Genomic DNA, 14440 nt, shown 5'->3' with positions numbered 1-14440 from the left:
CCTACGTGGAAGGAGCTTCACTGATTCGTAGAACCAAGCTTACGAAAGCAGAAATTGACCAGCAGCAGAAGACCTTGAATACCATCAGTAACGATGGTCGGAAATCTGCTCTGCAAGCCGATGTAGTAGCCGAAAATAAAGAAGAAGCCATCGGTATTGATCTGAAGAAAATCCTGGAAAAACCGCATACGGATATTGACTTGATTCTTCAGGATGGTGATTTACTAACGGTTCCGAAGTTTAACCCAACGATTAAAATTGAAGGTGAAGTACAGTTACCTACGACCACCCGTTATACGAAAAATGTGGGCGTTGGTGAGTACATCTCACGGGCCGGTGGTTTCACTTCCCGTAGTGTGAAGAAACGTACGTACGTAATCTACGCGAATGGGTATGCCAAGAAGACGAAGCGATTCCTGTTCTTCAATTCGTATCCGGAAGTACGCCCTGGTTCTCGCATCATCGTACCCGTACGGACGCAGGCCGACATTACAGCCGCTCAGGTGATGGGTGTGATTGGTACCATTGGTGGCTCGCTGTCAGGCCTCCTGGGTATCTACGCTATTCTCCGAACGTTATAATCGTAACTCCAGCCTTTCATAATCATTATGGCAACAGAAGAATCTCATAAACCCGTACTTACGCCCAATGGAGAGGTGGCTGTCGTAGAGCAGGCACCCCCATTTGACCCCCGGAAACTGGTTAATAATGTCAATACCGTATTCAAAACAATCCTTAAGTATTGGTGGTTGTTGTTGATATGCGTGCTGCTCGGCGGTCTGGGTGGCTGGATTTATGACCAGGTTAATGAAGTACCTGATCAGTACGAAGCCTCTCTGATTTTTAACCTGGAAAGCGGTTCAGGGAATTCAGAATTGTCGAACTTCGCGAGTGCTCTCGGTATGTCGGGAGGTGGCTCCAGTGCGAATATGTTCTCGGGACCGAACTTCGTTTCGCTGTTCCGTTCCAAAAAAATTGGAAACCGGGTTATGTTGACGAAAGTTACGATTGGGAACAAAACGGACCTGCTCGCTAACTTTTACAAAAACCGCTCGGGAGCCCTGCGTCGTACGAAAAACGAAGAGTTTCTGGGTAAGAAATTCGAGTTCCCGGATAAGCCCATCAAAGAGTACACGAATGCTCAAATGTCCTATCTGGATATGTTCCGTGATTACGCCTCGCAGGATTTGCAGATTGAGAACGTAGACCGGAAATCCAGCTTCATGGAGTTATCCATCAAGACTGAATCCGATACCTTATCAAAGCTGATGGTGGAAACCTGGCTGGCCCGAATGACTGATTTCTACAAAGAAACGCAAAGTCAGAAAACGCTGGAACTGCTTGATTTGAACGTTCACCGTCGCGATTCGGTACTGACGAAACTAACCGGAGCTGAACGCAGATTAGCCTCATCTCAAGATTATAGTCAATACATGATTATGCCTTCGGGTCGGGTGAACGAACAGCGTCTGTCGCAGAATACGACTTATCTGCAGGGCTTATACATGGAGTCCATCCGGAACATTGACGCCTTGCGTACTTCGCTCATTCGGGAAAGTCCCTTAGTGATGATTATCGATGAGCCGACTTTTCCGCTGCCGGTTACTCCCTACCCTAAAGGAAAAGCCATTAAAATTGGGATTGCTCTGGGCATTGTGCTGTCGTTGGCGGCCATGTTCCTGATTCATACCTATCAAAACATGATGAAAAAATTGCAGAATTCATGACCCAGGAAACGATTATAGAACACGGCAGGTCGCAGAAGAATTACTGGTCTGAGTTTTGGAAATCTACTGAATTATTCTGGATCCTTGCCAAACGCGATATTACCGTTCGCTACAAACAGACGGTGCTGGGCATTGTCTGGAGTGTCGTTCGCCCCGTACTTACGACGGCAGTCCTCTTTTTTGCCTTTGGTAAAGTAGCAGGTTTGCAGTTTGAACCGGGTGTTCCGCCCAAGCTGGCTATTTTTGCGGGCGTACTGATCTGGAACTTCTTTGCCAATTCACTCTCGCAGGTCAGTCACAGTATTTTAAGTAACTCCAACCTGGTTTCGAAAGTCTACTTCCCCCGATTGATCCTACCGACCAGTTCGGTTATGGTTGGCTTCGTTGATTTCCTGGTTGGCTTTGCCCTGATTATTCCCATGTACCTCTGGTACTATTTCAAGCAGGATTTTATGCCCTCCTGGCAACTAATCTTTTTGCCTTTGTTTTTAGGAATGGCGTACCTGGCTTCGTTCGGTTTCGGTTTATTTCTGGCCGTTATGAATGTGAAGTACCGTGACTTTACGCAACTGACGCCTTTCATTATCCAGTTTGGCTTCTACGCGTGTCCGGTCGCGTACTCTTCCATGAACATTCGGCAGTACGCCGATCAGTGGTGGTACCCGCTCTACAATATGAATCCCATCGTAGGTATTATCGATGGTTTTCGCTGGACCCTTTTAGGGGGCACTGCTCCGTTCAACTGGGAAAGTTTTATCCCCAGTCTGATTATCATTTTAGTAGTTGTGCTTAGTTCTGTTGCTTTTTTCCGTAAACGCGAAAACGGTTTTGTTGACTATATTTAGTCTTCAAAGCTTTTTCTCAACCAACAGGTTGGCTGGAGCCCTCCGTTAACCTTCCCTGTTATGAATGCCATCCAGGTTGAAAATATAGGTAAACGCTACTTCATCGACCACCAGAAAAAATATGGTGGCCCGGCGGGGTTGAAAGAAACCGTTGTTAATAGCCTTCAATCGCTCTTCGGTTCCAAGCCACAGGAAACTTCCGTTAAAGAAGAATTCTGGGCTCTTAAAAATGTAAGTTTCGACGTAGCTCAGGGCGACCGAATCGGAATCGTTGGTCACAACGGAGCTGGTAAGTCTACCCTCCTGAAAGTACTCAGCCGGATTACCGAGCCTACCGAAGGCCGGGTAACGGTTCGGGGCCGTATCGCCAGCTTGCTGGAAGTCGGTACGGGCTTTCATCAGGAGCTTACGGGTCGCGAGAACATCTTTCTCAACGGTGCCATTCTTGGCATGAAGCAGTCCGAGATCAAGCAGCACTTTGATGAAATCGTAGCCTTCGCCGGTATCGAGAAATTTCTGGACACCCCCGTGAAACGTTACTCTTCGGGGATGTTTGTGCGGCTGGGTTTTGCGATTGCCGCTCACCTCGAACCCGAAATTCTGATCATCGATGAAGTACTCGCCGTAGGTGATGCTGAATTCCAGCGGAAGTGTCTCGGCAAAATGAAGGATGTATCAGACAGCGGCCGGACGATTTTGTTCGTAAGTCATAACCTCACGGCCGTACAAAGTCTGTGTAATAAAGCCGTATTCATGAACCGCGGCCAAATGGTGGCCGTCGGTGAAACGGGGCAGATCATTACCGATTACATGTCCAAGATCAACCAGACCAGTCTGGTACGGGAATGGACTACGCCCGAATCAGCTCCCGGTAATGATCAGGTACGGATCAAGAAGATTGAACTGATGCCTACGCTCGCCGGTACTCAGACCCGCATTGACGTACGTACGCCGATTCGAGTTCGGTTCGAGTTCTGGAATTTCGTTAAGAATGCCAAACTCAACCTGAGTATGCACTTCAATTCGATGACGGGTGAAACCATTTTTAATCTGGCCTCTCCCCAACTCGATGCCAATCCCGGATTGATTACGGGTGAAGTAGAACTGCCCGGCAACTTCCTCAACGATGGTACCTATACCATTACGATGATGATTGTGAAAGATGCCGCGACGGTACTCTATCACTTACAGGAATCCATTCTTTTTGAAATTGACGATTATCGCGGCGAAGTGGCCTGGTACGGTAAATGGCCGGGTTCCGTTCGTCCCTATTTCCCCTTCACTATCGAACAGGCAGAGGAGGTTAATGTATGAGCGAGAAAATATTTGTAACCAAGTCTTACCTTCCTCCTCAAGAAGAATATATCGCGTACTTAAACGGCATCTGGGAACGCTATCATTTGACCAACCAGGGGCCGCTCGTTCTGGAATTAGAACAAAAATTGCGACAATACCTCGGTCTTGAGCACCTGCATTTCAGCTCCAATGGTACCATTGTGCTGCAAATGGCTTTGAAGGCCCTCCGGATTACGGGCGAAGTGATTACAACGCCTTTTTCCTACTGTGCGACCTCCCACGCCATTGCCTGGGAAAATGCCACGCCCATTTTCGCGGACATCCGAAAAGAAGATCTCTGCATCGATCCGGACTGCATTGAGGCCCTGATTACACCAAAAACGCAGGCTATCCTGGCTACGCACGTGTACGGAATTCCCTGCCAGATTGAACGAATCGAAGCCATTGCCAAGCAACACGGCCTGTACGTCATTTACGATGCTGCCCATACCTTCGGCGTTCAGTACAAAGGCAAATCATTGCTGAGTTACGGCGACGTTTCGACCTGTAGTTTCACGCGACGAAAGTATTCCATACGGTGGAAGGTGGCATGATTACAACGCCTAATGCTGAACTCTCCGAGCAGTTAAAACTCTACCGTAGCTTCGGTCATGTAGGGGATGACTATTTCGACATTGGCATTAACGCCAAGAACTCGGAGTTTCATGCCGCGATGGGTTTGTGTAACCTGCCCCGGGTGGATGAAATCATTGCAGGCCGCCGTCGGGTTACGGAAAGCTACGATCAGCACCTGAACTGGGACAGGCTTACAAAACCTGCCATACCGGCAGATGTGGAGTGGAATCACGCGTACTATCCCGTTTTCTTCGAAACGGAAGCTGATTTGCTGAAGGTACGCGATGCCTTAGCCGCTCAGAACATCTTCGTTCGTCGGTATTTTTATCCTTCCTTAAACACGTTGAGCTTTTTGCACGCTCATCAGTCATGCCCGGTTTCGGAGTATATGGCGGTGCGTGCCCTGAGTCTGCCGCTGTATCCGGATCTGCCGGATCACGACGTCGAACGAATTATTTCGATCATCAACGAAAACCTGTAATAGTACCAAACATGTGGGATTGGTTGTACCGCCTACTCTTTCTGATGTTCGTGGGCTTCTGCTTCCGGGTAGCCGCCCAGGTCTCACGAAAGTCTTTAGTAGATGTAATCATCACGGCATTTACGGTCTTTGCCGGTAGTATCATTGTCTCCGGGTTCATTTTATCGTTTTTGCATAAAACGGCGGATGTACGCTTCTGGGCGGGCTTTGTATTCATTCCGCCTTTCATTTTTTACCTCTTATTCTCGAAAGTATTCATTCGGGAGTACGAGGATTTTTCTGTGATCAGTCTTCTGGGCAGTACGCTTCAAAAGACCTGGATCTGGTATAAAGAGCTGTCGCTGTACCTGAAAGTGGTTTTCGGCTTAATGATCACGACACTGGCTACGGTGTCTCTGATTAGTTTACTGCTGGTGCTGTTCACCGTTCCGAATGAATGGGACAGTATGACGGGCCATTTGGTACGTGTCATGTACTTCATTCAGCGGGGTACGATGGCTCCGTTCTACGGTACCAACTGGAATATTGACACCTATCCCCGTAGCGTTTGCGGCATTCAGATTTACAGCTACCTGATTACGGGAAAAATCGAGAATGCTTTCAAGCTCATCAATTACCTCAGCTACTGGATCTCCGTACTGGCGGCTTACGGCATTGCTCAATCCATCAGCCGAAATACCACAGCCAGTGTATTCAGTGCCCTGGCGATGGGTTTGCTACCGAACGTACTCCTGCAGTCTACAACGACCGATACCGACATCGTGCTGATGGGTTACGTTAGTTGTCTGGTGTACTTCCTGTTTGCCTACCACCAGACGCACCGCCGCCGGTATCTGTACCTGGCCGGACTCATTTTTGGTATTGGCCTGGGTCACAAGATCACGCTGGTTCTGCAATTCCCCTCGTTATTCATGGTGGCGTTGTACGTTTTTGTATTCGGTGTGCCCAATGTCAAATATTCCCTGGGTCAGCTGAAGCACTTCTTTACCTCGGCGGTTATCGGCGTGTTGCTGTTTACGTTGCCTACGGGTTATCTGTCTAACCTTCAGCGGTACAACCACCCCATTGGACCCCCAACGGCTACGCGTCACCAATCGGTGGAACGAGCCGGTGGTATCTTTAGCCCAAATCTTTACGAACAAGGCACCCGGAATTTCCTGCGTTACGGTTTTGATTTCATGAACCTGGACGGTCTTACCAACCTGCCCGGCGTGATTGAAGGGCCTAATCAATGGTTTAAAGCTCCGTTTGTATGGCTGGAAGGAAAGGTACACGCACGCCTTCGGGAAGAGACGGATTTTACGATCCGACCGTTCAGCTACAACCGGGATTACATTTTCATGAATGGCCTACCCTACTGGGGCATCATGGGTTTTGCTTTGTTGTGGCCGCTAGTATTTCTGGTGCTGTTTGGGGTTATTCGCTCCAAACCCTTGCTTTTCCTGGCCGGAGCGGCTTTGTTGCACGCGGCTGCGTTGTCATACTCGGCTCCCTACGATCCGTTCAAAGGTCGGTACTTCATCAGTACAAGCATTTACGTGATTCCTTTCCTGACGGTCCTGTTTACCAAACGGCATTCCTTACTAGGTTCGCGGGAACTCGTCCTGAAAAGTTATATTTTATTCATTGTTGCTCTCGCCTGTGCTTCCGCATTTTTTGCCGTATGGTGGAACGAACGTTGCCTGCCAGTAGCTCACAACGGCCATCCTTCGGCGTTTAACGAAGGTCGGATTGAACGTATGTCTTACGCCCGTGAGGATATTACACCAGCGTACAAGAATTTTGATCGAATCGTGCCTGAACATGCGACCGTTGCTCTGGCGGACATCAACGACGATTACGAATATCCTCTGTTCGGCAAAGACCTGACGCGGAAACTCATTCCCATCAATCCTTTTGAACGTGGATTGCAGCCCATTCCCAAAGAAGCGGAATATCTGTTTTTTGCGGCCAGCGTGATCAAACCCCAGCCCGGCGACATCCGGCTCGGAACGGATACAACAGCCGCTACCCGAGCGAAGATGATCGTTCCGGCGGAAGATTACTGGCTCCGGAAATTGAAATAAACAGCCGGGAAGGAGCAGACATTGAACGCTCTGCTCTTTCCCGCTTCAGTATCCTTCGTACATTCTCTCATTCGTAGAGAGCAATCAACCTTCTTTTACCTTGAACCCAGCCGATATGACTTTAGCCATCATGCAACCCTATCTGTTTCCGTACATTGGCTATTTTCAGCTAATGAAAGCGGTGGATACGTTTGTCCTTTACGATGATGTCGCCTTCATTAACCGGGGTTGGATCAATCGGAATAACCTGCTCAATAACGGCAAAGCCCAACTGTTTACGATTCCACTGAAAGATGCCAGTCAGAACAAACTGATTCGGGAAATTTCCATCGATACACAGCAGAAATGGCGGGATAAATTGCTAAAGACCATTCAGCAAACGTACCGGAAAGCCCCGCAGTACGCGACGGTGTATCCAGTATTGGAGGAAATTTTACAATTCCCGGAGGAAAACATCAGTACCTATATCTTTAATAGTCTGGTACAAATCAATACGTATCTGGGCATTACGACGAAGCTGGTACCCAGTTCGACGATTTACGAGAACCAGGATTTAAAGGCTCAGGAACGCATTCTTGACATCTGCTTGCAGGAAAAAGCGGATCATTACATCAATCCCATTGGTGGGAAAGAACTGTACAGCCACGAGCGGTTTGCCGAACACCAGATCCGGTTAAATTTCATTCGTTCCGAAACGGTAGAATATCCCCAGTTGGGCGGACGACTTTGTCCCCTGGTTGAGTATCGTAGATGTACTGATGTTCAACACCAAAGAACAAGTGGATGAGCTGTTAAAAGCGTACGTACTGGAGTGATCGTGTCTCAAAAGCCGGATTTGAAACGGCCCTTTTGTATGGTTGATGTTTCCATTCTGATTATTAATTATAAGTGTGCGGATCTGACGATTGCCGCCATTCAATCCGTTAAAGACTGGACCAGACGGGTCAGTTACGAAGTGATTGTGGTGGATAACGATTCACAGGATCAGAGTAAAGTCCAGGTACTGGAGCAACACCCCGATATTCAGTGGATCGATATGGGCTACAATGCGGGCTTTGCCCGGGCCAACAACCGGGCCATTCAGGCAGCTCAGGGTCGGTACTATCTGCTGCTGAATGCCGATACGCTGCAAAACATGGACGCCATTGATGTGTGCGTGGAACGCATGGATGCTGAACCGGACGTTGCTGCGTCAGCTCCCATGCAACTGTACGGGAATGGCAGCCCTCAACCCTATTTTGAGAGTTTTGCCGAGTTTCGTCGCATTTTCTACATCGTTCCCATCCGCTTACAGGCCTGGGTTGAACGCATGTTACCCGCTACGGTGTATACCGATCCCCGCCAGCACGACTGGCTCGTAGGAGCCTTTCTGGTGGTACGTCGGGAAGCCGTACAAAAAGTCGGTGCTCTGGATGAGAGTTTCTTTATGTACGGCGAAGATGTGGAATGGTCGTACCGGCTTGGTAAAGTTGGGAAGCTGTTGTACTATAAAGATTTAGGTTTCCTGCATCTTACCAGTGACTCCCCCTTCCGCCGGACGGATGTTTCCTACGTCAATCGGTTCAATGTACAGATGCAGGTCTCAAATCTGCTCTGGTTACGCAAGCAATACGGCGTGGGGGCGTACCTGGTCGTCATGCTGAATTATGCGGTATTGATTCCGATTTTTACGGGCTGGAAAGCCTTTGTGAATCTGAAGAATCGGCGACCCTTGGGCAGTGAAATGGAAAATCAACGTCGCTTTGCCCGGCGATTTCAAATGTTATTACGATATTTTTGGCCGACGGTATTCAACCGTCCGGGTTTTTACAAAATAAAACCGGAAGAAAACATTGCCTGAGTCTGTACACTTATGCCTACTCGTAAAATACTGATTATCACTCCCTACGCAGGTCGAACCGGATCAGAAATGATGATGGGGTATTTGCTGAATCGATTCAATCGGGATCTTTTTCAGTTGGGCTTGTGTACGCTGCAGCCCGGTGAATTACTGAATGACCTTCCCCCGGATGTTCCTACGTTTACGGCTCCGCACCACTTTTCAGTCGTTCAGAAATTACAAAATAAATTCGGCGAAAACCCGATTTTCCGGTACCTGCGAAACGTACAGAAACAGTTTAAAGCCGATATCTGGTATCTGAACACCTTAGTACCGGCCTTCTTATTACCGCTGGCTCAGGAGCTGGGTGTGCGGGTAGTGACGCATTTTCACGAACTACCCCTTGAATACATGGCTTTGAAGGGAGAGGCATTCCGGCGATTAATTACCGAAAGCGATCGCATCATTGGCTGTTCGGAAATCGTTTGCCAACGTATTCGCGAGGCTGGTGGACAGCGAATCGAACTCTGCCATTCCCTCATCGATCATTCTCGCATTCAGATTCAGCCGGACCGCGTACAGCAACTTCGCCAATCACTGGGTATTCAGCCCCATGAGTTCGTATGGGTAATGTCCGGACAAAGCACGTACCGCAAGGGGTTTGATCTCCTACCCGATTTCGCGGAGCAGTTAAAGGGCTCTCCTGCTCGTATCATTTGGTTGGGACAGGTTATTGATGACGGATTCGTAACGTATACACAGGAAAAATTAAAACATAATTCGGGCGTCCGAGTTGATGTACTGGGCGTGCAACGGGAGGATTATTATCACTATCTATCCCTCGCCAACGGCTTTCTGCTGACTTCCCGAGAGGACCCGTTTCCCTTGGTAATGATTGAAGCGGCAGCTCTGGCAAAACCCATCGTCGCGTTTAATTCAGGGGGTGTGGCTGAGTTTGTACAGGAAGAAATGGGCGAAGTTGTCGATTCCTGGAATGTACGGGATGTAGTTACTGTCCTACAGAAAGTAATGAATAAAGAGTTGATTTTCAACGCTGAAAAAGCGAAAAATCGAGCCCAACAATTTGATGTTTCCGTGATTATTTCCCGCTGGGAAACCATCATGCGACAGCTTTGATCGACGAAAAAGGCTTTCTTTCTGAGAAAGAGTCGTATTTTTGCCCCCTTGTTTGAGCAATAAACCCTTAATCCCCTTATGAAGAAAATTCTGTTCATCAGTCACGACGCCAACCGGGCAGGTGCACAGATTCTGTTGCTTCGTTTTCTGAAGAAGCTTAAACAACTTCCTGAGTATCAGTTTAAAGTTTTACTCAAACACGGCGGTACACTCATCCGTGATTTTGAAAGAGTAGCTCCCGTCTACCACTGGTATCACCGCGATACCCAGCAGCGGAGTAAGGTTTCGCGTTTATTGAACCGTAAAACCTTTCACGATCAGGTTCTTCAGGATATTCAGAATGAAGGTTTCGACCTGATTGTCTCGAACACCATTACCAATGGCGACCTACTGAATCTGCTACGCCCGCTGGTATCCTGCCCCATCGTGACTTACGCCCACGAAATGCCCATGGGTATTTCGATGTATACGGACCCTTCAAGTTTTAATCAGACCCTTCGGCATACTAGTCAATACTGGGCTTGTTCGCAGGCTCAACGTCTGGTGTATATCGAACGTTTCGGTATTTCACCCGAGTCCATTGCGGTACTGCCCTCGCTCCTGCCCGATGGAGCCTGGGATTTGCAGCCTTCCGCAGAAGCTACCCAGCAAATCCGGCAACTGCTGGATTTACCGGAACAGGCTCTGCTGGTAGGAGCTGTAGGTACCTTTGACTGGCGTAAGGGAATTGATGTTTTCGTGCAACTCGCCCGGCAATCGACGCCCAATACGCATTTTGTGTGGGTAGGCGGCCATGAGCATCAGGTCGAGTATCACATGATTACGGAAGATCTGCGTCGGCTGGGACTCAGCGATCGGGTCCATCTGATTCCGCATTCCGACCGGCCCTTCGACTTCATGGCTACCTTCGATGTATTCGTGCTGACGTCCCGGGAAGAACCGTATCCGCTGGTGGTACTGGAAGCCGCCCTATTGGCCAAACCCATCGTTTGCTTTGCTCAGTCGGGTGGAGCTCCGGATTTCGTGGAAAGCGATGCGGGCTTTGTAGCCGACTACCTGGATACCCAGATGATGAGTCAGCAAATCACCCAATTACTCGGCGACCCTGCCTTACGGGAAGCCATGGGGAACAAGGCTCGGGAAAAAGTGTTTACCCGCCATCAGGACGACCATGCCATGCAGGTGTTTGTGCAACTGCTGGAAAAGAGTCTGGCTGAAACCCGTGGCTCGAAGCCTACGCGGGCAACGTATTCCTGAGACGTTCGGGTGAAATCCGCCGGTTAGAAACACGACTGCCTGGTTGGCCGTTTTAATAAAAATTAGATTTTACATCGCTCAAAGCGGAAGAGCCCCTTAACGCTTCAACCCCTTGAAAACGCTTGCTTTTACCATTTGTTCGATCAATTACCTAGCCCAGGCTCGTACACTGGGCGAATCGCTGGCGGTTACCAATCCCGACATTCATTACGTCATTGGTTTGGTAGACCGACTCGAAGGAGTAGCTTTCGAATCGGACAAAATTCCTTCCTTTGAATTACTGGAACTCCATCGCATCCACATTCCAAACCGGGAGTGGATGGAGAAGAATTACGATATTACGGAGCTGAATACGGCGGTAAAGCCCCTGTTCTTTCAGCATTTCTACAAACAGTATCCTGATTATCAGAATTTTATTTACTTCGATCCGGACATTATTGTTTTTACCCGCTTAACGTACTTACTCGACCGCTTGCAGGAGCATCAGTTTGTACTGACGCCGCATACCCTTAGTCCGTTTCCGGACACGTGTATGCCTAACGAGTGCGATCTGCTCAATACGGGTACGTTCAATCTGGGTTTTATTGCTTTGCGGAAAACCGATCAAACGCAGCAATTTATTAACTGGTGGGCGGAAAAGCTGGCGTATCAGGCCTATAATGACATTTGTAATGGGCTGTTTACCGATCAGAAGTGGATTAATTATGTACCTCACTATTTCGATGGCGTGTATATTAGTCGGCATCCCGGTCATAACGTAGCGTACTGGAATCTCCACGAAAGGCAGTTCACGTATCGCGATGGACAATGGCTCATCAACGATACCTGGCCCTTACAGTTTTTTCATTTTTCTGGCTATTCGCCCACTTCGCCCGATTCCATTTCGCGGTACCAGAATCGGTTTACCTTCGAAGATCGACCCGACGTACGGCCCTTATTCGATTACTACGCGGAACGGATGAATGCGAATTTTAACGCGTACTACCGGCTTTTTCCCTGCGTATACGTGCGTCCCAAGAAACTCATTCGATTACTACGGGTTCGAAAAGCCCTGCGGATGCCTTTTGAAAAAGTCGCTCACTGGTTAAACCCGCAGGCCTAAGTACTGCGGCTACGCGATTCGCTTGTATGGAAAAATTCATTGCCCTCTGGCAACATCGATACCGAAAATACTCCGAGATCCTGCGGACGTATCTTCAATTCTGGAAAGCCTGCGTTTGGATTAAGTGGGTAAAAATCACCAGTGGTAAACCCACCATTGGTGTACTCATGGCCGAGCACCTGGGCGACATTGTGGCCTGTGAGCCGCTGGCACGTACCATTCGGGAGCGGCATCCGGATGCCCAGATTTTCTGGATTGTCAAGAAATCATTCCGGGAGCTGGTTGAATATAATCCCGCCATTACGTATCGCATTGAAGAACCAAACGTGTTATTTTCCTGCCTGTTGCTGGAGAAAAATCCCTTTGATCAACTGTACAATCTGCACTTATCAAACCGGGTGTATTTTCCCCTCAACAGACGACTGGTCAATACCCACGCAGATCAGCAAAATCTAACCATTCACAATTACCTGCATTTTGGCCGACTGGCCGAAGTGTTTGCGGCGGCGGGTGGATTGCCACTACCAGACCGTACAGAAGCTCCTCGCCTGTACATTCCCGATACGGTACGGACGAAAATCGACTCGCTCAAACTTCCGACCCGTTTCGCTGTTTTCCATACGTTCTCCCATCAGCCCGTCAAAGACTGGCAACCCCAACACTGGAATCAGTTAACGGCTCGCGTGCTGGAGGATTTTGGCCCCGTTGTGGAAGTAGGGCTAAAGGGACAAATTCAAAGTTCCTCGCCCGAATTCCGCGATTTATGCGGCCAGCTGAGTATCCTGGAAACGGCCGAAGTGATTCGTCGGGCTAGTTTTTTTGTGGGCGTTGATAGTGGCCCGGCTCACCTGGCGAATGCGGTAGGAACGTACGGGTTTCTGCTCATTGGCCAATTAGGCCATTTTGAAGATTTCAATTTGTACACGGGAGGTTACGGAGAAGGTACCAACGCCCGGGTGATCTGGAAGCGGAAAGGTCCGGCGTCATCCCTCTCCTTTGAAGAGGTCTGGCAGCCCATTCAGGAATACCTGGCGGGTCGCCGCATGACGGAACTCTTTACCAAACGGATTGTCTAAACGTATGTCTGTTCATTTTTTTACCGCGTGCTGGAGTCGGCAGCTAGCCCAGGTCTTTCTCTTAGCCGATCAACTGGCCCAGCATCATCCCGATTCTCTATTGTGGGTGGGATGGATGGACCAGCCCTTCGACGTAGCGGCTCCGGCCAATGTACGGATGATTCAGGTCGGAGATATTCCCGGTTTATTACCCCTGGCTCAACGCTATACGAAAACCGAATTTCTGCATATCAGTCGGGTCTGGCTGGGACGACATCTCTTACACCAGGATGCCCTGATTTTTCTGGAACCCGAAACGCAGGTACTCCGCCCGCTGACCGAACTAGTCATAGCTCTTGAGCAACGACCAGCCGTGCTGTTTTCGCAATGGCTCCAGCCCCATCCGGATACGCAATTTCCGGATAGTAAATATTTTCTGAACTACGGAACGTATTTTTCCGGCATCTGGGCCATTCGTCCGGATGCGATAACGGATTCGTTTCTGGCGTGGTGGTGCCAGAATCTGGAAACCCGGGGCGGTTATCGTTTGTGCGAAGGTCAGGGTTCCGACCAACTCTGGCTGGACATGGCTCCGGCCCTGTTTGAAGGGGTGCTTCCCTTACGAAACGCGGCCTACGGTATTCACGCCGGTAACGCGTTTGAGCGTACGATTGCTGAACCGGTTACCTTACACCACGGGGGACTTTCCTACCCAAGCGGTCATTATGCGTCTTATCTAACCAACCGACCCATGCCTGTTTATTTCAAGGAAGCCAGTAAGCGATATAAAACCCTGGTGACCAGGCAACCCGTATATACGCAAACGCAGTCCCGGCAACCGGCCTTCGGTCTTCCCGACCCGCCGGAACCCGTCAGTCTGCAACGCCAACACTGGGCGGCCTGGGTACAGAAATGGATCAAAACCATTAATACCTACCAACCCGATTTCATGTTCCGTCAATCGCAGCCGCAGTAAGTTCCTGGAGTACTCCTTCGTAGTTCCCCAAGAAACGGCTAACTTTGAATACTTTTTCTTTGAG

11 protein-coding genes and 3 pseudogenes are annotated in these 14440 nt (G+C 49.2%); all 14 read left to right on the top strand.

Features of this window, described 5'->3' with window-relative positions:
- Positions 1 to 581 (top strand): annotated as a pseudogene (locus BWI97_RS17365) (capsule biosynthesis GfcC family protein); the annotation flags it as partial.
- A 27-nt stretch (positions 582 to 608) separates the two neighbouring features.
- A complete protein-coding gene (locus tag BWI97_RS17360; RefSeq protein ID WP_094816972.1) occupies positions 609 to 1727 on the top strand; it encodes a hypothetical protein in 1119 nt (372 codons plus the stop codon).
- A complete protein-coding gene (locus BWI97_RS17355; protein WP_094816971.1) occupies positions 1724 to 2572 on the top strand; it encodes an ABC transporter permease in 849 nt (282 codons plus the stop codon). The genes BWI97_RS17360 and BWI97_RS17355 overlap by 4 nt, the downstream gene beginning before the upstream one ends.
- Positions 2573 to 2632: 60 nt before the next feature.
- Complete coding sequence (locus BWI97_RS17350; RefSeq protein ID WP_094816970.1) at positions 2633 to 3886, top strand: ABC transporter ATP-binding protein; 1254 nt, start codon at positions 2633 to 2635, stop codon at positions 3884 to 3886.
- A pseudogene (locus tag BWI97_RS17345) lies at positions 3883 to 4964 on the top strand (DegT/DnrJ/EryC1/StrS family aminotransferase). The gene BWI97_RS17350 and the pseudogene BWI97_RS17345 overlap by 4 nt, the downstream one beginning before the upstream one ends.
- Before the next feature lie 11 nt (positions 4965 to 4975).
- Positions 4976 to 7030: a glycosyltransferase family 39 protein gene (locus BWI97_RS17340; protein ID WP_102202107.1), complete on the top strand. Its 2055-nt coding sequence runs from the start codon at positions 4976 to 4978 to the stop codon at positions 7028 to 7030.
- A gap of 115 nt (positions 7031 to 7145) precedes the next feature.
- Positions 7146 to 7694: pseudogene (locus BWI97_RS17335) on the top strand (WbqC family protein); the annotation flags it as partial.
- Between the two features lie 73 nt (positions 7695 to 7767).
- Positions 7768 to 7845 carry a hypothetical protein gene (locus BWI97_RS29245; RefSeq protein ID WP_369826602.1) on the top strand — a complete coding sequence of 26 codons (78 nt, stop codon included), beginning with the start codon at positions 7768 to 7770 and terminating at the stop codon, positions 7843 to 7845.
- A gap of 38 nt (positions 7846 to 7883) precedes the next feature.
- Positions 7884 to 8870, top strand: coding sequence for a glycosyltransferase family 2 protein (locus tag BWI97_RS17330; protein WP_102202105.1), 987 nt, complete (start codon positions 7884 to 7886; stop codon positions 8868 to 8870).
- A gap of 12 nt (positions 8871 to 8882) precedes the next feature.
- The gene (locus BWI97_RS17325; RefSeq protein ID WP_102202104.1) at positions 8883 to 9986 is read left to right on the top strand and encodes a glycosyltransferase; all 1104 of its coding nucleotides are present in this window, start codon (positions 8883 to 8885) and stop codon (positions 9984 to 9986) included.
- Between the two features lie 78 nt (positions 9987 to 10064).
- Positions 10065 to 11243 (top strand): glycosyltransferase family 4 protein, encoded by a 1179-nt coding sequence (locus BWI97_RS17320; RefSeq protein ID WP_102202102.1) that lies wholly within the window; start codon positions 10065 to 10067, stop codon positions 11241 to 11243.
- Positions 11244 to 11355: 112 nt separating this feature from the next.
- Positions 11356 to 12345, top strand: a complete 990-nt coding sequence (locus tag BWI97_RS17315) for a glycosyl transferase (protein WP_102202100.1) — start codon at positions 11356 to 11358, stop codon at positions 12343 to 12345.
- A 26-nt stretch (positions 12346 to 12371) separates the two neighbouring features.
- Positions 12372 to 13421, top strand: coding sequence for a glycosyltransferase family 9 protein (locus BWI97_RS17310; protein ID WP_102202099.1), 1050 nt, complete (start codon positions 12372 to 12374; stop codon positions 13419 to 13421).
- 4 nt (positions 13422 to 13425) lie between these two features.
- Positions 13426 to 14376, top strand: coding sequence for a hypothetical protein (locus BWI97_RS17305; RefSeq protein WP_102202097.1), 951 nt, complete (start codon positions 13426 to 13428; stop codon positions 14374 to 14376).
- The last annotated feature ends 64 nt before the right edge of the window (positions 14377 to 14440 follow it).

The sequence above is a fragment of the Siphonobacter sp. BAB-5405 genome, assembly GCF_002872335.1.
Classification (GTDB): Bacteria; Bacteroidota; Bacteroidia; order Cytophagales; family Spirosomataceae; genus Siphonobacter.
This window is presented reverse-complemented; position numbering and strand designations above follow the sequence as displayed.